This is a genomic window from Halapricum desulfuricans, assembly GCF_017094525.1.
In the GTDB taxonomy this organism is placed as follows: domain Archaea; phylum Halobacteriota; class Halobacteria; order Halobacteriales; family Haloarculaceae; genus Halapricum; species Halapricum desulfuricans.
The window spans coordinates 313,837-331,356 of the sequence record NZ_CP064788.1 but is presented as its reverse complement, the minus strand read 5'-3'; the positions used below and the strand labels follow the sequence as shown (position 1 = coordinate 331,356).

17 protein-coding genes are annotated in these 17,520 nt (G+C 62.8%); 12 read left to right on the top strand and 5 right to left on the bottom strand.

Features of this window, described 5'->3' with window-relative positions; all coding sequences use genetic code 11:
- Nucleotides 1-338 precede the first annotated feature (338 nt).
- Complete coding sequence (locus tag HSR122_RS01640; protein ID WP_229110954.1) at nucleotides 339-1,373, top strand: DUF1616 domain-containing protein; 1,035 nt, start codon at nucleotides 339-341, stop codon at nucleotides 1,371-1,373.
- Here the strand turns inward: HSR122_RS01640 and HSR122_RS01635 are convergent.
- Complete coding sequence (locus HSR122_RS01635) at nucleotides 1,328-2,602, bottom strand: glycosyltransferase family 61 protein (RefSeq protein ID WP_229110953.1); 1,275 nt, start codon at nucleotides 2,600-2,602, stop codon at nucleotides 1,328-1,330. The genes HSR122_RS01640 and HSR122_RS01635 overlap by 46 nt on opposite strands.
- A 396-nt stretch (nucleotides 2,603-2,998) precedes the next feature.
- Here HSR122_RS01635 and HSR122_RS01630 point away from each other — a divergent pair, with 396 nt between their 5' ends.
- Nucleotides 2,999-4,459, top strand: coding sequence for an oligosaccharide flippase family protein (locus HSR122_RS01630; RefSeq protein WP_229110952.1), 1,461 nt, complete (start codon nucleotides 2,999-3,001; stop codon nucleotides 4,457-4,459).
- Nucleotides 4,460-4,569: 110 nt separating this feature from the next.
- On the opposite strand, the gene HSR122_RS01625 is transcribed toward HSR122_RS01630, so the two are convergent.
- On the bottom strand, nucleotides 4,570-5,001 hold the full coding sequence (locus HSR122_RS01625) for a HalOD1 output domain-containing protein (RefSeq protein WP_229110951.1): 432 nt from the start codon (nucleotides 4,999-5,001) through the stop codon (nucleotides 4,570-4,572).
- A 191-nt stretch (nucleotides 5,002-5,192) separates the two neighbouring features.
- On the opposite strand from HSR122_RS01625, the gene HSR122_RS01620 reads away from it, so the two are divergent.
- On the top strand, nucleotides 5,193-5,519 hold the full coding sequence (locus HSR122_RS01620; protein ID WP_229110950.1) for a DUF7344 domain-containing protein: 327 nt from the start codon (nucleotides 5,193-5,195) through the stop codon (nucleotides 5,517-5,519).
- On the opposite strand, the gene HSR122_RS01615 is transcribed toward HSR122_RS01620, so the two are convergent.
- Nucleotides 5,520-6,335 carry a TrmB family transcriptional regulator gene (locus HSR122_RS01615; RefSeq protein ID WP_229110949.1) on the bottom strand — a complete coding sequence of 272 codons (816 nt, stop codon included), beginning with the start codon at nucleotides 6,333-6,335 and terminating at the stop codon, nucleotides 5,520-5,522.
- 375 nt (nucleotides 6,336-6,710) lie between these two features.
- Here HSR122_RS01615 and HSR122_RS01610 point away from each other — a divergent pair, with 375 nt between their 5' ends.
- The gene (locus HSR122_RS01610) at nucleotides 6,711-7,514 is read left to right on the top strand and encodes a TrmB family transcriptional regulator (RefSeq protein ID WP_229110948.1); all 804 of its coding nucleotides are present in this window, start codon (nucleotides 6,711-6,713) and stop codon (nucleotides 7,512-7,514) included.
- Between the two features lie 411 nt (nucleotides 7,515-7,925).
- On the opposite strand, the gene HSR122_RS01605 is transcribed toward HSR122_RS01610, so the two are convergent.
- Nucleotides 7,926-8,606, bottom strand: coding sequence for a helix-turn-helix domain-containing protein (locus tag HSR122_RS01605; RefSeq protein WP_229110947.1), 681 nt, complete (start codon nucleotides 8,604-8,606; stop codon nucleotides 7,926-7,928).
- A gap of 419 nt (nucleotides 8,607-9,025) precedes the next feature.
- Entirely contained in the window at nucleotides 9,026-9,568 is a 543-nt protein-coding gene (locus tag HSR122_RS01600) for a DUF7344 domain-containing protein (protein WP_229110946.1), read from the bottom strand.
- A 454-nt stretch (nucleotides 9,569-10,022) separates the two neighbouring features.
- Between HSR122_RS01600 and HSR122_RS01595 the strand changes: the two genes are divergently transcribed.
- The 8 genes from HSR122_RS01595 (at nucleotide 10,023) to HSR122_RS01560 (ending at nucleotide 17,519) form a co-directional block, all read left to right on the top strand.
- Nucleotides 10,023-10,607, top strand: a complete 585-nt coding sequence (locus HSR122_RS01595) for an acyltransferase (protein ID WP_229110945.1) — start codon at nucleotides 10,023-10,025, stop codon at nucleotides 10,605-10,607.
- The gene (locus HSR122_RS01590; protein WP_229110944.1) at nucleotides 10,604-11,701 is read left to right on the top strand and encodes a DegT/DnrJ/EryC1/StrS family aminotransferase; all 1,098 of its coding nucleotides are present in this window, start codon (nucleotides 10,604-10,606) and stop codon (nucleotides 11,699-11,701) included. Before HSR122_RS01595 ends, HSR122_RS01590 begins: the two co-directional genes overlap by 4 nt.
- A complete protein-coding gene (locus HSR122_RS01585; protein ID WP_229110943.1) occupies nucleotides 11,698-12,678 on the top strand; it encodes a Gfo/Idh/MocA family protein in 981 nt (326 codons plus the stop codon). The genes HSR122_RS01590 and HSR122_RS01585 overlap by 4 nt, the downstream gene beginning before the upstream one ends.
- Nucleotides 12,665-14,035 carry a nucleotide sugar dehydrogenase gene (locus HSR122_RS01580; protein WP_229110942.1) on the top strand — a complete coding sequence of 457 codons (1,371 nt, stop codon included), beginning with the start codon at nucleotides 12,665-12,667 and terminating at the stop codon, nucleotides 14,033-14,035. The genes HSR122_RS01585 and HSR122_RS01580 overlap by 14 nt, the downstream gene beginning before the upstream one ends.
- A complete protein-coding gene (locus HSR122_RS01575) occupies nucleotides 14,035-15,024 on the top strand; it encodes a glycosyltransferase family 2 protein (RefSeq protein ID WP_229110941.1) in 990 nt (329 codons plus the stop codon). The genes HSR122_RS01580 and HSR122_RS01575 overlap by 1 nt, the downstream gene beginning before the upstream one ends.
- The gene (gene wecB / locus HSR122_RS01570; RefSeq protein WP_229110940.1) at nucleotides 15,021-16,106 is read left to right on the top strand and encodes a non-hydrolyzing UDP-N-acetylglucosamine 2-epimerase; all 1,086 of its coding nucleotides are present in this window, start codon (nucleotides 15,021-15,023) and stop codon (nucleotides 16,104-16,106) included. The genes HSR122_RS01575 and wecB overlap by 4 nt, the downstream gene beginning before the upstream one ends.
- Nucleotides 16,099-17,013, top strand: a complete 915-nt coding sequence (locus tag HSR122_RS01565; RefSeq protein ID WP_229110939.1) for a polysaccharide deacetylase family protein — start codon at nucleotides 16,099-16,101, stop codon at nucleotides 17,011-17,013. Before wecB ends, HSR122_RS01565 begins: the two co-directional genes overlap by 8 nt.
- Nucleotides 17,014-17,144: 131 nt before the next feature.
- Nucleotides 17,145-17,519 (top strand): DUF7344 domain-containing protein, encoded by a 375-nt coding sequence (locus HSR122_RS01560; protein WP_229110938.1) that lies wholly within the window; start codon nucleotides 17,145-17,147, stop codon nucleotides 17,517-17,519.
- Nucleotide 17,520: the final 1 nt, after the last annotated feature.

Sequence of the window (17,520 nt, the reverse complement as noted above, 5' to 3'; positions counted from 1 at the left end):
GGCCCGGTGTTCGGACAGCCGCTGAAAACATATGCCGAGGGGGGTTACGACGGGGCCGCCGACTCGTCGTGGAGGGGAGCGAGCGCAACCGAGTCCGAGCTGGTGAGTCAGTCGCGACCCGGACAGTGGCGACGGGCGAAATCAAAGAACGACTCGCTGATATCTGGTATGCGTGGCACCGTTAAACAGTACGAAACTGTCGAGAGACGACCGGAAATCACACCATTACCATTTGGTTCTCCGGTAAAGCAGCTTGTACAGAACTGCCAACGGGCGGTCGGGCGGAATGATGCTGTGTTAGCACGGTATGTGCTCACCCCATAGCAACCATGGAAATTATGAGAAACGCACTGCAAGAGATTCGGCGCATCCACATTACAATACCTGTCGACCTCGTCGGGGTCGTGGTTTTGGTCGCGCTATTCGACGGACTGACCTTTCGTCTATCGACGGTGTTCCCGCTCGCGCGCGCTGTCGTCGGTATCGTTATCGCCCTGTTCGTTCCGGGCTACCTCCTGCTGGCGATCATCTTTCCCAGGCAGTCTACCGAGTCGGATCAGGACGACCCGGTACTATCAGGCCGAACGCAGTTTGGGCTGCGTCGACTCGCTCAGGGGGGCGCACCCTCCTGGACCGAGCGGTTCCTCCTCTCGTTCGGGCTGAGTCTCGCGTTGCTCCCGGTGCTGGCACTCGTCGTCGCGCCGATCAGCGGCTCACTCTCACAGAGTGCCGTGGTGACGGGACTGAACGCTGTCGTCCTGTTCGGCGTCGTGACAGCGTTCGTCCGGCGAAACCTCGTTCCCCGGGACGAACGGCTCCACCTGTCGTTCGGTGCGTGGATAGCCTCAGTGAGAGAAGCCTTCGAGGGAGCGAGAGTCACCGACCGGGTGCTTACCGTCCTCTTCGTCCTCAGCGTCGTCAGTGCCGTCGCGACGATGGGGTTCGTGGTCCTTTCACCGGACAACGGTGAAGCGTACACGAGCTTTGCGGTGCTGAGCGAGAACGGCGACGGCGAACTCCTCGCCTCGGGCTATCCAGAGGAGATCCGGCAGGGAACCGATGCTGAACTCGCGGTGCGGGTCGAGAACCACGAGGGCAGCGAAACGGACTACACTGCCGTAGCTGTCCTCCAGCGGATCGATGTCTCGGACGATTCGGTGACTGTCACGGAGTCCGAACAGGTCTTTCGGGAGCGATCGACGGTCCCGACCGGCGAGACCTGGACAGCGACACACACGGTCGAACCGACGCTGGTTGGAGAGAATCTCCGCCTCCGATACTATCTCTATCAGGGTGAGCCACCGCAGAACGTGAACGCTGACACCGCCTATCGGACCGTCTCGCTCTGGACGTCGGTCTCACCGTCGGAGTGAGTCTCCACTGCGGATTCGACGCGTTTGATACGAGACAGTAGTTCGTCGGTGTCGACGACAAAGTCTCGATCTCTGGCGCGCACGTTCCCCCCCTCTTCGATCGAATCACAGGAGAGAAACTCGTAGGCGAAGCCGCGTTCAGCGGCCGTGAGAAAGTAATGTTCCGTCGCCCCGCCACGAGGGAACAGTTCGACGAGCGCCGCGTCGCTCGCGTGGAACATGCTTGCGAGCCCCATCCCGTGCGCGCCGACGATGAGATCGGCACCCGAAAAGAGGGCAATCTCCTCCTCGTAGTCGAGGCGGCCGGGTTCGTACCACTCGAACCCCCGGTCACGGAGCGCGTCTACGACCTCCGTTTCGTTCCGGACGCGTCGCCTCTCTGCGTCCCGCCGGGAGACGTACACCCGCTTGGAGAAGTCGTCGCTCCTGTCGGGGAGGTTCGATCGAATGCGTTCACCGACCCAGTCCAGCGCCGTCGTGTGAAGGTGCGTGCCCCGCGCGCGGCGTGGGTGTGGAGCGACGAGCAACTTCCGCACGCGAATCGCACCGTCTCCGGGGTCGACCCACGAGTCGGGGTCATACCCCATCAACCGGAGTGACTGTTCGTGAAACTGGCCGAGATCGGCGTTCACGATAAGCGTCGGGGATTCGCCCGTCTGCTCCTCGTACGCTTCCAGAAACTGGAGTTTCGGCAGGACTTCGTGGTGCCAGGCCGGGAACTCGAGGCTGCGCTCGCCCAAGAGCAAGAATCCGGTATCGATCGCGCGATCCGGCCCCGATCCCAGGAGTGTCCGAAGCGACCACGTGAGCGGCAGATTGCGCTTCAGGTACTTCTCCTGATGGAGGAAAAACGCAGTCTCGACGCCGAGCCACGACGGGGGGAAGTACCGCCCGTCGACGCCGACAATCGGCCGTCGGCCCACGACATCGGCGTCATCGTAGCGGTAGACAGCCCCTTCAGCGCCGAGTGTCCGACCCTCGGCCGCTTTCAGCGGTCGTGGAAGCGATTCCCGATAGTTTCCCTCGTAAGCCAACTGGATATCAGGCGTCTCCTGGACCGGGATCCGTCTGTCGGCCGCTCCGATCGGATCTAGCAACAGCTCCGGCCACAGTTCGACCGGCAGGCGCTGTCGACCGTATCTGAATGCGCCGCGTGTCAGCGCTGTATGTCCACCGCGGCGATAGACTGCGCCTGCGTCCCCTAATAACTGCCACAAACGAGTTGCCATCGTCTATAGTTATCAGTTCTTCAGGGCATAGTATTGTCCTGCCTAATCGGTGGGATTCGGATAGTAATGGATATCGAGCGTGACCCGTCGTGCGTGAACCGCCTCGGGGTCAAGTGGTTCGAGAGACTTCGTCTCTCGTCATCTGCTCGCGGGTTCAGCCCGCTCGCAGGTTCGTTGGACTTTGTCCAACGCTCATCACGGAAATCTACCGATTTCCGTACGACCCCGAGGCACTCGGCCTGCTCAGCCTATAAAACAGTGACTATCAATCCTGATGGACTGTCCCGAGCTGTGACAGTATTGCTCGAGGTTGTGGGTGATGTAAACGGTGCCAGAACACACCACAGTACCGTAGTCTCGGCATAACAATGAGCGGGGATCACCCGGCTACAACTAATGGGAAAAGTCGGTCGGGGCGTGTCGTTCGTCTTTATTTCACAGGTCTTCCGGATGGTCGCCAAGGGTGGGTTGATCCTCATTCTGACCCGCTACTTGCTCACCCCCAACGAGTACGGCCAGCTGTTTCTCACCCTCGCAGTACTTGGATTCGTGTTGATGTTCGCCAGTCTCGGCCTAAACAAATCCGGTGCCAAGTACGCGGCGGAGTACCGCAAGAAAGAGCCCGAGCTGGTGCCCGACATTATCCGGAGTACGTATTTCTACACCGTGGTCGCAACTACCGTCGTCTGTACCGTTCTCGCGGTCATTCACAGGCGGATCGCCGCGTTTGTCGGTGACCCGGCGATCGGCCCGCTGCTGTTGATCGGCGTCGCGTATATCGCTCTGAAGGCCCTCGGCGGCGTGGCCGCAATGTTCTTTCAGGGGTTCAATCGGATGGATCTCAACGCCGCGACAACAATCCTCTCGAACCTCCTGCTGATCATCGCTGTTCCGGGGCTGCTGATCCTCGGATTCGGCCTGGAGGGCGCGATGGTAGGATACGTAATCAGTTCGGGGGTCGCGGCAGTCGTCGCGACGGCGATCATCTACGTCTACTTCTACGAAGCGGACTCCATCAGGGGGACGGTCACCTCAGCGATCTCCAAACGCGTGCTTCGCTACAGCGTCCCGCTCACGTTCACGATGGGTGCGGGCGTACTCAACAGCCGTATCGACACTATCCTGCTTGGCATGTTCCGTGGTTCGACGGCCATCGCGTTCTACACGCTGGGCAAACAGCTCACCGAATTCCTGATCGCGCCCGCACACTCGCTGGGGTTCGGAATCTCGCCGACCTTCGGCGAGCAAAAGGCAAAGGACGAACTGAACCGCGCAGCCTCCCTCTACGAGCGGTCGTTCACCTATATCGTGGCGCTGTACGCGCCGGCCGCTGCGGGCGTGGTCCTCGTTGCCGACCCGACTATCAATCTGATCTTCGGATCTGACTACGCGGGTGCCGTACCGGTCCTCCAGATATTCAGCCTGTTCGTGGTGGTCCGGGCGCTGAACTCGATCACGAGCGACGCGCTTGACTACCTCGGACGCGCCCGGGAGCGCGCGATCGCCAAGGGAACCCTCGCGATGGCGAACTTCGTGCTCAACCTGATCTTCATTCCGATGTTCGGGGTCGTCGGCGCGGCCGTGGCCACCGTGATCACCGACAGCATCTATGTCGGCACGGAACTGTACATCATCTCCGGCGAGCTGCCCCTCGACAAGGGTAAACTCGCCCGGTCGACGCTCGTCATCGCTGCCATCACGGCCGGAATGTCGACCGTGGTGTATCCACTGGTCAGCTTTGCGACGACGATCCCGTTGCTGTTCGGTGTAGTCTGTATCGGTGGCGCGGTCTGGCTGGTGTTGGTGGCCCTGACCGACGTGATCGACCTCGGGTCGCTCAGGTCGACACTGACCTGACACCGTCCAGTTGAACCGAAATCACGCCGCCACGGCAGCGCGGAATTCCACGACTTCGTCGTGCGCAACGACGACCGAACTGATCGTGAACTATCTCCGGCTGGTGTGATCTATCCTTCTACCGTGATCCGTCCGTCCCCGTAGACGGTGACCCTGTGTCCGGAATAATAAAACGTCACTTCGCCGGGCTGTCCATCGGCCAGGTCGTCGAACATCGTCTCCAGCGACTCGACGTCGATCGAATCCTGCAACGGCGGGAGCTCAGTCTTTTCGACACCCTCGTGAGACGCCACAGCCGTCAGAATCGAATCGATCGGAAACCTATCCGTCGTCGGCGACTGGTGTGTGGTCTCTCGGGCAAGCTGGGTGATTTCGACGTCCCACGCCAGCGCCGTGTCGCCCTCGGGAACGATCTGCCACCCACCAGTAACATCGATACCGTTTTCGTGTGCCGAAATCAACAGTTCTTGCAGGGCCTCGTGGAAATTCCCCTCGGGCCTAGCATCTCCCCCTGAAGCATGCTTTTCTATATCTTCAGACACGATACGAAGACTTAGCGTCGGTACAACAAATAAGTTATCCCAAAAGAATTGCCATTGGCCGCCCGTCGCACCCGATCCGGACTGCAGGCGTTCGTGTACGTTCACATCGACTACTGTTACTCATATCATCAAAACCACTTTGTTTGTGAAAATATGACACAGTGATGTGTGTGGAGGTCGAACGTTCGCCCATGAGAGAACCGATCATGGACGAGTGTCTCCAGTTGCTCGCTGACGGTCGACGGCGTCGGGTGATCCGGTGTCTGCAGGCGGCAGGGGAGACGACAGTCGAAGATCTCACGGTACGGCTACTCGCCGATAGCCCTGATAACTCCCGTGAGAAGATCCACGCCGAACTCCATCACACGCACCTGCCGAAACTCCAGTCCTACGGGATCGTCGAGTACGACCGCGACAGCGGGGCCGTGCAGTATCACGCCCATGACGGACTCGAGCAGGTCATGGATTCACTGCCGGTGCAGACGATCGTTCCGCCTGTCAAGGCCGGAAACAGATAATCACGCCGACGAGTCAGTTCCGTCGTCGTCAGCTCTATCGAGTTGCCAGGTGAATATCGCTTTTAGGACGACGACGAGGCTGTTCGTCTCGCCCGTGCCCCAGATCGCGGTTTCCGACCGTGGGTCGGACGGGACCGCGTCGTCGCCGTTGACCAGGACACTCACGAGCGTCTGCTCTCTGTCGATCATCAGCAGTCGGCCGGCGGGCGTATCCGACCAGTCCCACAGGGACTCGAAGGTCTCGACGTCCGGGACCTCCTCCCGGATGCGATCCCGGACTGGATTCGAGACGCCGGCGAGGTTGACCGTGACGCCGCGCGCGCTCGCGTCCTGCAATCCTTCGAGCAGGTCAGCAGTCAGGAGGTCCGCAACGGTCATGTAGACGATCTCGTCTTCGGCACCGGCGAGAAACTCCACGACCCGCTGGGTGACCGCTCGCTGGCCCTCGACTGTCCAGACGCCTCGCTGTTCGTCCTGTCGCGTTTCGGGTTCGAGTTCGCTCAGTGCCGTCCGGAGCAGATCCGTACGATGCTGTAGTTCCCGCTCGAAGGTTCGCGTCGCAGTTTCCGCCGAGATGACCCAGAATTCCTTGGGCGAGGACTGCCGGACGTCGACGAGGCCCCGGCTGTGTAGTTCATCGATCGCGTCGTAGACGCGCGTACGCGGGACGTCCGACACTCGGCTCACGTCCCTTGCCGTTCCCGTACCGAGACTCGCGAGCGCGACGAACGTCTGCGCTGCGTACGCGCTCAACCCGAACTGCTCGAGTTGCTCGGTGGCGACCGTCTGTGGGTCCGCTGTTGGATCGGGCGTCATCACTCGGGAGTAGTATGTACCCAGCCGGGTGGGCCGGCTGGGTGACACGCAGCAGCAAGGTGGTTGGGACACAGCACTGGTCTGCGTGCCAGTTGAACGATACGGAATCGTACCGTATATCTCTTTTGTGATTAACTGAGTTACGTGATTGTTCGGATACAGTTCGGAGGCGACCGACCCCAGTCCGGACTGAGTGGTGTTACTCAAATCCTCACAAATCTGTGATTCCGTCGAATTGCGGGCGAAAAAAGTGATACGAGCCGATAAACAATCTCAATCTGTCCGTTCAGTCACGGACGGAGTGACAATACATATCTGTTGTGGACGCGTACCGGTGTACAAGGCCCGGGAGTTTTCCCGGGAGGTTGGGACACAATGAGCACGGAAGAAAACCTGGAGGAAGCGATCGAACTCCTCCAACAACTCGGCTTGAAGGAGTACGAGGCGAGGTGTTTCGTCGGACTGTCGCGCCTGGAGACGGGCACAGCCAAACAACTCAGCGAGATGACGGAGGTGCCGCGCACGCGGGTCTACGACGCGATCCGGGTGCTAGAGGCACAGGGGCTGGTCGAGATCCACCACTCGAGCCCACAGCGGTTTCGGGCGGTCTCGATCGCGGAGGCCACCGAGACGCTCCGTGATCAGTACGAGGCCCGCGTCGAGCGGTTGCAGAGCGCCCTCGAGACGGTCGAAGTGGTCGAGCAGGACGACGAATCGCCCGTCCAGCAGGTGTGGTCGATGGTCGGTCAGGAGGCCATCGAGAACCGGACGAACGGACTCATAACCGATGCGAACGACGAGGTCGTGCTGGTACTCGGCGACCAGTCGCTGCTGACCCCGGCACTCGTCGACACGCTCAACGCGGTTGAGGACGACATCGAGTTGATCGTCGGCGCGTTGAGCGAGCCGCTCCAGGAGCAGATCCGGGACGCCATACCGAACGCGACGACGTTCGTCTCAGGGCTGGAGTGGCTGCAGGGGGCGAACGATACCCAGGGTGAGACCGCGATCGGCCGGCTGCTCATGGTCGACCGGTCGACGCTTCTCGTGAGTTCGATCATGCCCGAAAGCAAGGAGGAGCGGGCTATCTTCGGTGAGGGATTCGGGAACGGGCTCGTGGTGATCTCACGGCGGCTCATGGCGCAGGGCCTGCTGCAGGACCGCGACCCAAAACACTGACAGCGACCACTGTGATGGAGATGTGTCTCCGGGCGGGCGACAGATCTCGCGAGTGGTGTCCCGGTCGGCACGAAACGGAAGGAACGTCGGGTGTGGTGGGTGGGGATGGGTGTGGGAGCTACGTCGACGGTTCCTTCCGGTTGGAACGCAACCGATCAGGCCGGTCGTGGGTCCGCGCCAGGATTGGGCACGAATATACCCGTCTGAGGTGGGGGCGATCGATCGGGGGGATCTATCACAGTGATCGGCAACCGATCACGATCAGCGGGTGACTGATCCCGGCACAGCCATCGCCGACCTGACAACACCTTCGGTCGGAATCGAGTTGTACATTGGCATTGGATATCCACACCCAACGATACACACGACAGAACAGCGACAAGCGATTCGGTGCCCGGTCGATGGTGGAAACTATCGCTGTTTCGGTGGTGCCTGCTTGTGTTCCTCGGACTGGTAGGGCAAGAGCAGTTGCTGTGAGAGCTTTTTGGTGGCTCGACGGATCCGGGCCGAGACTGCCTGATCGGACACGTCCAGTTCCGCCGCCAGTTCCACGAGCGTCGTCTTTCGCGGCACGTCGAAATACCCCTTTTCGAGGGCGAGCTGGACGGTCCGGCGCTGGGATTTCGTGAGCTTCTCCTCCAGCGGGTCCGAGACGCTCTTGGTGGTGACTCTGTCGACGGAGATCGAGATCGCGCAGTCGGCACACTTCTTCTGGAAGGCGGAGATAGTTTCCTGGTCGGCGAACCGGAGTTCGAACTCCCAGGAACCGGCTGTGCCGCCAGCCCGGAGCACGACCAGGTCGGTGGTCCGGAGACAGGACAGGAACCCGTCCGTGTCGTCACACCAGGAGACGTCGTACAGCGCCCGCTCCTCCTCCCGGTGAACCATCTCCAGATCCTCGACCGCCGGGTTCCGCTGGAGGAGCTGACAGAACAGCGTGTGATCGTCCGTCGAGACCCACATGTACGGAAACAGCTGGCCGCCGGTCGGTACCACTCGCTCGAACGTCACGTGCACGTCCTCGAGCGGCGCGAGCGACGCCCCGAGTTCGAACGCATCGCCGGGGACCGTGATCTCGGTAACGATCCCCATGGTCACCTTGCCTGTCCCGGGATGTCGATCAACGGCCCGATCTCTGGCTGGCAGTGGCGACCACACTGTTCGGACGCAGTGCGACGGCCCGTGTCGTCGCACATCCGTTCGAGCGGACGATCACCTCCACGAATACGTCGCTGTGTCCCACACATGATGTCATAGACACACTCCGGAGTTACTTAAAACGTGGTTATTGTCGCATAATCAGTCACAGGTAAACGAACCCATGTGTGAGTATGCTGCTCCTAGGCATCGATACGTGCAGGAAGTCGGGACGTACTTATACGTCTTCCAGTCCAAGCGGGGGTGATGACGAAACACCTCTCGAAAGAAGACAAGGAACTGATTCGGAAGTTCGCGAACAGACCGCGGTACAAGCGGAGTCCGGAGGAACTGATTCCCGTCGAGGACGAGGACTAGTGCTCACTGCTCCTGGATACCCCCTGTGACTCACGGCGACGCACGAGGAAGTACTGGACAGTGAGAACACCGAACGCGAAGAGAATCGTGAGACCGACGATCGTCGGTGTGAGTACAGCGAAGACGGGAAGCTCGAGAACTGTCGCGGTGAAGACGACGGTACCGGCCACGACCAGAGCGAGATAATAGCGGTGCCACTGGTCAGACCGGTCTTCGTCGTCCTGTAGGTAGGTCGTGACGTCGTCCGCATGGCGAGTCAGCGTGATCAGCCCGCTCTCGCTATCGTAGTCGACGACCCCTTCGGCTTCGAGCTTGGGGATATGCGTCTGATACAGAGAGACGTACACACGTTTTTGCTGTTTCTTTGAGACCTCTTCGGCGGCGATCTCGTTCTCCCAGGCGGCGAGCTGGCGTGCGAGTTCCTGGAGCTTCTCTCCTTCGGGATGGTCCGAGAGGTAATGCAGGGCATACCGACGACGCTGGTTGCTCAGGATATCGAACGCCTGGTCGGGCGAGAGCATATCTGTTTCTTCTGACATTATATCGGTGTTGTCTTGATCACGTATACTCGTCCGAGCGATCAGACGTGCCGAAGAAGAGACGACGTATCCACTTTGTTACGACGTGACTATGGTCACCAGCGGAGCGTAGTATTCACCTACTGTGGGGCGATACAGTCGCCTACCGATACGCGGAGGTCGTCTCCCGGGGCGTCCGTTTATCATGTCGAGATACGTCGTTCTCGCGTGTAACCGCACGACTGCAAAGCGGTGAATGCCGAGAGCGAGCGGCGTGACCGCTTCCGACGTGTGGTCGTCCCGGCAGGTCGGTATCGCAACCACGGCCACGCGGCTCACGAGAGAATATCGGACCGATGTCCTGCGATAGTACGATCCTGTGGTCCCCGCAAAGCACTCAATAACAAAGCGGCAATCGACCCGAGTCATGGCGTAAGCGCTGGCCACCCGTGAAACCGGTCAGCGAGGACCTGCAATGGAATACGTCACACTCGGTATCGACTGTACAGTAGACGAGAACGCGACGCTCGGCCGCTCCAACGGCAGCGACACGGATCAGACGCAGATCGGCAACGACGCAACGATCCGGTCGGGGACAGTGATCTACGACGACGTCGAGATCGGCGACTCCTTCTCGACCGGCCACAACGTGCTGGTCCGGGAAGACACGACGATCGGGGACGACGTCCTGCTCGGGACGAATACTGTCGTCGACGGGGCCTGCACGATCGGCTCGTCGGTGAGTTGCCAGACGAACGTCTACGTCCCCCGGCAGACGACGATCGGCGATTCTGTCTTTCTCGGCCCGAGCGCGGTCCTGACCAACGACGAGTACCCGGTCCGCGTCGAGCAGGATCTGGAGGGCCCGACGCTGGAAGACGACGTCTCCGTCGGCGCGAACGCGACGATCCTCCCCGGCGTGACCATCGGCCGCGGATCGTTCGTCGCCGCCGGGAGCATCGTCACCGAGGATGTCCCGCCGGAGACGCTGGCCGTGGGCACGCCCGCGCGACACGAACCGCTGCCGGACCCGCTCGAAGGGGGGAACACGATCGCATGATATCGCTTGCAGCCCCGGACATCGGCGAGCCGGAGTTCGAGAGCGTCGAAGACGTGATCAAAGAGGGTCGACTCGTCGCCGGAGAAGAGGTCGAACAGTTCGAGGCGTCGTTCGCGGAGTACGTCGGTGCCGAGCACGGCGTCGCGACCGTCAACGGGACCGCAGCGCTGCACACCGCTCTGGAAGCGCTCGGTATCGGCGAGGGCGACAGCGTCGTCACGACGCCGTTTTCGTTCATCGCGACCGCGAACGCGATCCGGTTCGCCAACGCCGAGCCGGTGTTCGCCGATATCGATCCCGAGACGCTCAATCTCGATCCCGACAGCGCCGAGGCGGCCGTCCGCGAACACGACGCCGACGCGATACTCGTCGTCCACCTCTACGGCCAGCCGGCGCGGATGGAGCGGTTCCGCGAGATCGCCGACGCCCACGACCTGGCGCTGATCGAGGACGCCGCCCAGGCTCACGGCGCGACCATCGACGGCGAACACGTCGGCACGATCGGTGACGCCGGCTGTTTCTCGTTTTACCCGACCAAGAACATGACGACCGGCGAGGGCGGGATCGTCGTCACCGACGACGAGGCTGTCGCTCGTCGAGCCGACCAGTTCATCAACCACGGGCGCACGGGCTCGTACACGCACGCGACGCTGGGGCACAACTACCGAATGACCAACATCGCCGGCGCGATCGGTCTCACCCAGCTGCAGAAACTCCCGTACTACGTCGACCAGCGCCGCCGCAACGCCCAGCGCCTGCTCGAGGAACTGGACGGCGACAGGCTTGAGTTGCCCGAACCGCGCCCCGGAACCGAGCACGCCTACCACCAGTTCACCGTCCAGTACCCCCAGCGCAACGCGCTGAAACTTGACCTCGAGGAGCGCGACATCGGAACCGGCGTCTACTACCCGACGACGATCCACAGACAGGGGGCCTATGCCGGCGAGGAGGCCACCACACCGGTCGCCGAGCGAGCCACGGATCAAGTGCTCTCGCTGCCGGTCCATCCGGGGCTCACGGACGAGGACATCACCACCATCGTCGAGGCGGTCGAGAGACACCTCACTCGCGCCTGGGAGGCGATCGGCGAATGACCGACGAAACCCTCGCCGCCGGCGTCTACGGCGTCGGCCAGATGGGGAGCCATCACGCCCGCGTCTACGAGGAGCTCCCGAACGTCGATCTGGTGGGCATCTACGACAACGATCCGGAACGCGCGTTGTCGGTCGCCGCAGACCACGGGACGAGTCCCCGCGACCCCGAGGACCTCTTCGAGGCGGTCGACGTCCTCTCGATCGCGGTCCCGACGGCGTATCACTACGATATCGCCAGCCGGGCGATCGACCGCGGAATCCACGTGCTCGTCGAGAAGCCGTTCGTCGAGACCGACGGACAGGCCGAGACGCTGATCGAGCAGGCCGAGGACAACGGCGTGGTGCTGCAGGTCGGGCACATCGAGCGGTTCAACCCCGCCGTCAGGACCCTTCAGGACGTCGTGGCCGACCTGGACGTGATCGCCGTCGATGCCCGCCGGCTCGGACCGCCACTGGACCGGGACATGGGCACCAGCGTGGCGCTCGATCTCATGCTGCACGACCTGGACGTGGTTCTGGACGTGCTGGACGTTCCAGTCCGGAGCGTGACAGCCGACGGGACCGAGGACGGCCAGTACGTCACCGCCTCGGTGACCTTCGAGGACGGTGTCATCGGGACGTTCACGGCCAGCCGCCTCACCCAGCAGAAGATCCGGAAACTCTCGATCACCGCCCGCAGTTGCAAGGTCGACGTCGACTACATCGATCGCTCGGTCCACATCTACCGCAAGTCCTACCCCGAGTTCGTCGAGGAGAAGGGGTCAGTCCGGTATCGATACGAGAACCTGATCGAGCAGCCGATGGTCGAGAACGGCGAACCGCTGAAAAACCAGCTCGAATCGTTCACGGCCGCCGTCCGATCCGGTGAGGAACCGATCGTGACGGGCGAAGATGGACGGCGGGCACTGGCGCTGGCCAACCGTATCGAGGCGCTCGCCGCGGAGGAATCTGAGGTGGCACCAAATGTCACGATCTGAACAGTCACTGGAACGGTTGTACGGTTCGGGAGCGACGCCGGACGAACAGCGGCGTGCGTTCACCGACGGACAGGTACCGGTCGCCGTGTACGGACTCGGAAAGATGGGGGTGCCGCTCGCGGCCGTCTACGCTTCCGTCACCGGAAACGTCACCGGCGTCGACATCAGCGAGTCGGTCGTCGGGACGATCAACGACGGTCGCTCGCCCGTCGAGAACGAACCCGGACTGGAGGCGGAGATTGAGCGAACCGTCTCCAGTGGAGCACTGTCGGCGACCACCGACGTTGAGGAAGCTGCCGCCGATGCGAGCGTCCACGTGGTGATCGTCCCCACCCTGCTCGACGATCAGGACGTGCCGGATCTGTCGACGCTGACGACGCTCACCCGAGACATCGGCATGCAACTCGATCCCGGTGATATCGTCGTCGTCGAGTCGACGGTGCCGCCCGGGACCTGCGCGGAGACGCTGTGGCCGATCCTCCGCCGGAGCGTCCCCGATCCCGAGAGCGTCGGGCTGGCGTTCTGTCCCGAGCGGACGATGAGCGGACGCGCGTTGCAGGACATCCGCGGGGCCTACCCGAAGATCGTCGGCGGGATCGACGACGAGAGCACGCGCGTCGCGGAACTCGTCTACGGGGAGATCACGACGAACGACGTCCACGCCGCCCCGGACGCCCGAACCGCCGAGTGTGTGAAGGTGTTCGAGGGGATCTACCGCGACGTCAACATCGCCCTGGCGAACGAACTCGCCACGGTCGCCCCCGAACTCGGCGTGGACGTCCCCGAGGCGATCGAACTCGCCAACACCCAGCCGTTCTGTGACATCCACAGACCGGGTATCGGCGTCGGCGGTCACTGCATTCCGGTGTACCCCTACTTCCTGCTGGACAGCATCGAGACCTCGGCCCCGATCGTGCGCATGGCCCGCCAGATCAACGACAGCATGCCGCTGTACGCGATCGAGCAACTCCGGGAGGCCATGGACGGATCGGATCACCCGCTGTTCGGCGCGAACGTGGCCGTCCTCGGGGTGACCTACCGGCCGGACGTCGACGAAGTCCGGTACTCGCCAGCGTTCTCCGTCGTCCGGGATCTGAACCAGCTGGGCGCGAACGTCTACCTCGTCGATCCGGTCTGTTCGGACCTCTCTCCGTTTGAGGGGACGCCGACGAGCGTCGATAAACTGCACAGACTGGATCTCGATGCCGCCGTCCTCGTCACCGATCACAGCGCGTTCGACCGGGTCCGGTGGGACCGGATGGACCCCATGGTCGTCGTCGACGGTCGGCAGGCGCTGACCCTCACGGGGTCGGGCCACACCGTCCGAACGATCGGTGACGGCCGCGGGGTAGAGTGATGTACAAGGGTCAGACCGTCGGCGTCGTCATTCCCGCCTACAACGAGGCGGGATTCGTCGGAGAGGTTATCGCGACGGTCCCGGCCTTTGTCGACCGGATCTACGCTGTCGACGACGCCTCGACTGACGACACCTGGACGGAGATCACCGAACAGGCACAGCGAATGAACGACCGACAGAGCGAGCAGTCACTCGTCACGGCCGACGGCGGCGTCAGCTACCGGCAACGCGTCGTGACGGCCAGACACGAACGGAACCGGGGTGTCGGGGCCGCGATCAAGACGGGGTATCGCCAGGCCGTCGAGGACGGCATCGACGTCGTGGCTGTGATGAACGCCGACAGACAGATGGACCCCGACATCCTCAATCGGATCGTCGATCCGGTCGCGGAGGGTCGGGCCGACTACGCCAAGGGCAACCGACTCGAACGACCGGAGTACCGGGCGTCGATGTCCCGCTGGCGGCTGTTCGGCAACGCAATCTTGACCCTCCTCACCAAGGTCGCCAGCGGCTACTGGGGGATGATGGACCCACAGAACGGGTACACGGCAGTCTCCCGGGAAGCACTGGAGGCGATCGATCTCGACGCGGTGTACGACCGGTTCGGGTTCTGCAACGATATGCTCGTTCACATGAACGTCCATCGGTTCCGGATCGCCGACGTCGACATGCCCGCGGTCTACGGCGAGGAGACCAGCCACATCGAGTACTCCTCGTTCGTGCCACAGCTCTCGCTGTTGCTGGCACGACAGTTCCTGTGGCGACTCCGGGTTCGCCATCTCGACGACGGTGTCCATCCCCCTGCCGCCTTCTACGGGTTCAGCGCGACCGGGTTGCTGGCCGGGTTCGGCCACGGCATCCGGTCGCTGTGGAACGCCGGAGAGAGCGGGCGCACAACCACGTACGGGCTGCTGTTCGGCGTCGTCATGTTGGTCGCCGCGGTCGTGTTCGACCGGCGGGACAACGAGGAACTGGAGGTCAAGGGATGAAAGTCCTCACCGTCGTCGGTGCCCGGCCGCAGTTCGTCAAGGCCTTTCCGGTCTCCGAACAGCTCAGCCGCCACGAGGAGGTGCTCGTCCACACGGGCCAGCACTACGACGAGATGCTGTCGTCGGTGTTCTTCGAGGAACTCCCGATCCCGGAGCCGTCGTACAACCTCGGCGTCGGCTCGGGCAGTCACGCCGTCCAGACCGCCCAGGTCATGGAGCGACTCGACGACGTCGTCGACGAGGAAGCCCCCGACGTCGTGCTCGTCTACGGCGACACGAACTCCACGCTCGGGGCCGGGCTGGTCGCCGCAAAGCGCCCGGTTCGGCTCGTCCACGTCGAGGCCGGCGTCCGCAGCGGCGACTGGTCGATGCCCGAGGAGGTCAACCGCGTGGTGGTCGACCAGTGCGCGGACCTGCTGTGTGCCCCCACCGATCGGGCCGCCGAAACGCTGCGAGCCGGCGACGTCCGGGGCGAGGTCGTCGTGACCGGCGACGTGATGTACGACGCGCTGCTGGCGGTCCGGGAGCACGCACTGGCGCACTCCACGATCGTCGATGACCTGGGACTGACCGGGGAGCCGTACGTCCTCGCGACGGTCCACCGCGAGCGAAACACCGACGCCGAGGACCGCCTGCGGTCGATCGTCGAGGGACTCGCGAGCGTGTCGGCTACGGTGGTCCTGCCCGCTCACCCGCGTACGGTCGCGGCACTTGAGGAGTACGGTCTCCACGAGGAGGCGGCCTCGGCACTGGAACTCGTCGACCCGGTGGGCTACCTGGACTTCGTGGCCTTACTCTCGGGCGCAGAGCGAGTCGCCACCGACTCAGGCGGCGTCCAGAAGGAGGCGTTCTATCTCGACCGCCCCTGTGTGACCCTCCGGGAGACGACCGAGTGGCCCGAGACGGTCGAGGCCGGCTGGAACGTCCTCGTCGATGCCGACCCGGCGGCGATCCGGACAGCACTCACACGCCCGCGTCCGAACCCCGAAGCGAAGCCGACGCTGTACGGTGGTGGGGAGGCGGCAGAGCGCGTCGTCCGAGCACTGAGCCACCCACCCGCTGCCATGGCCGACGATGATTGACGATCACTCCTTCGCGCTGTGTCTCACACACGACGTCGATCGGCCGTACAAGCGGTTCCACCAGGCGCTGTATTACACACTCGCGGAGCGGTCGATGGATCACCTGCGGTCGTTTGTCGCCCGGGAGAACCCCTACTGGCAGTTCGAGGAGATCATGGCGCTCGAAGACGACCTTGGCGTTCGGTCGGCGTTTTACTTCCTCAGCGAGCCAGGACCGTTCGCCAGCGGCGACCCCCTCGACTGGGTCCGGCCCGATACCTGGATCCAGCAGCTCGGTCGATACGATCCGACCGACGACGACATCGCAGCGGTGATCCGGGAACTCGACGACGGCGGGTGGGAGGTCGGCCTCCACGGCTCGTATCACTCCGGCGACGACATCGAGTGTCTGCTCCAGGAGAAAGAGCAGCTGGAGGACGTACTCGGTCACCCGGTCCGTGGCGGCCGCCAGCACTACCTCCGGATGAACACGCCCGAAACCTGGCGGATCCAGGCCGAACTGGGACTGGAATACGACTCGACGCTCGGATCCAGCACCGACTACGGCTTCGTGTACGACTACGGACTCGTGAAACCGCTCTCGGAGTCGTTCACCGTGCTCCCGTTGACGCTGATGGAACAGACCCTCCCCGATCCCGCGTCACGACCCCAGGCGGCCTGGCAGGCCTGTGCGGATCTCGTCGCCGAGGCGCGCGAGAACGACGCCGTGATGACGGTGCTGTGGCACCCGCGGTATTTCAACGAACGGGAGTTCCCGGGTTATCGACGGCTGTACCGTCGATTGATCGAACACGCTCAGGACGTCGGCGCGTGGATCGGGCCGCCGGCGGCACTGCTGGATCGGCTGGATGAGTCCACCCCGGGGACGACACGCTCGTCTCTGGCGGCGGGCACGGAAATCTGGTAGTCCGCAACTGGAGAGACGGACCGCCCGAGCGAGACCAACTCGTTTGGACAGGATCGTCACCGGCCACAGACGTATCGGATAGTAGCACCCATAGGGGAATGATTATATTGATCTATAATGAATAATAGTGTATGGTCGCTCCTGAGAAGACCGATCGAAGAGCCGCCAGTAGCAGCGACTCACGGTTGTCCGAGGATCGGTTCTACGACGCGCTCTCGTCGGTCCAGCGACGCCGGGTGCTGTATCACTTGCTCGAAGAAGGGGAGACCCCGATCGAGGAACTCGCCACTGTTCTCACGGGGTGGGAGGCCACCCAAAGAGGAACGATGAGCACTCCTGCCGATCACACGAAGCACCATCTCGCGCTCCACCATATCCATCTACCGTTGCTCGTCGAGGCAGGCCTGGTAGCCTGGGACCGCGAGAGCGGGGCAGTCACGCCCGAGTCGCTCGAACCTCTTGTCCGGGACATCGTCCGCCGGAGTGTCGAAGCCAGCCGTTCGTAAC

Coding starts and splice junctions, on each gene's coding strand:
- HSR122_RS01640 (WP_229110954.1), top strand. CDS start 339: ATGAGAAACGCACTGCAAGAGATTCGGCGCATCCACATTACAATACCT.
- HSR122_RS01635 (WP_229110953.1), bottom strand. CDS start 2,602: ATGGCAACTCGTTTGTGGCAGTTATTAGGGGACGCAGGCGCAGTCTAT.
- HSR122_RS01630 (WP_229110952.1), top strand. CDS start 2,999: ATGGGAAAAGTCGGTCGGGGCGTGTCGTTCGTCTTTATTTCACAGGTC.
- HSR122_RS01620 (WP_229110950.1), top strand. CDS start 5,193: ATGAGAGAACCGATCATGGACGAGTGTCTCCAGTTGCTCGCTGACGGT.
- HSR122_RS01615 (WP_229110949.1), bottom strand. CDS start 6,335: ATGACGCCCGATCCAACAGCGGACCCACAGACGGTCGCCACCGAGCAA.
- HSR122_RS01610 (WP_229110948.1), top strand. CDS start 6,711: ATGAGCACGGAAGAAAACCTGGAGGAAGCGATCGAACTCCTCCAACAA.
- HSR122_RS01605 (WP_229110947.1), bottom strand. CDS start 8,606: ATGGGGATCGTTACCGAGATCACGGTCCCCGGCGATGCGTTCGAACTC.
- HSR122_RS01600 (WP_229110946.1), bottom strand. CDS start 9,568: ATGTCAGAAGAAACAGATATGCTCTCGCCCGACCAGGCGTTCGATATC.
- HSR122_RS01595 (WP_229110945.1), top strand. CDS start 10,023: ATGGAATACGTCACACTCGGTATCGACTGTACAGTAGACGAGAACGCG.
- HSR122_RS01590 (WP_229110944.1), top strand. CDS start 10,604: ATGATATCGCTTGCAGCCCCGGACATCGGCGAGCCGGAGTTCGAGAGC.
- HSR122_RS01585 (WP_229110943.1), top strand. CDS start 11,698: ATGACCGACGAAACCCTCGCCGCCGGCGTCTACGGCGTCGGCCAGATG.
- HSR122_RS01580 (WP_229110942.1), top strand. CDS start 12,665: ATGTCACGATCTGAACAGTCACTGGAACGGTTGTACGGTTCGGGAGCG.
- HSR122_RS01575 (WP_229110941.1), top strand. CDS start 14,035: ATGTACAAGGGTCAGACCGTCGGCGTCGTCATTCCCGCCTACAACGAG.
- wecB (WP_229110940.1), top strand. CDS start 15,021: ATGAAAGTCCTCACCGTCGTCGGTGCCCGGCCGCAGTTCGTCAAGGCC.
- HSR122_RS01565 (WP_229110939.1), top strand. CDS start 16,099: ATGATTGACGATCACTCCTTCGCGCTGTGTCTCACACACGACGTCGAT.
- HSR122_RS01560 (WP_229110938.1), top strand. CDS start 17,145: ATGGTCGCTCCTGAGAAGACCGATCGAAGAGCCGCCAGTAGCAGCGAC.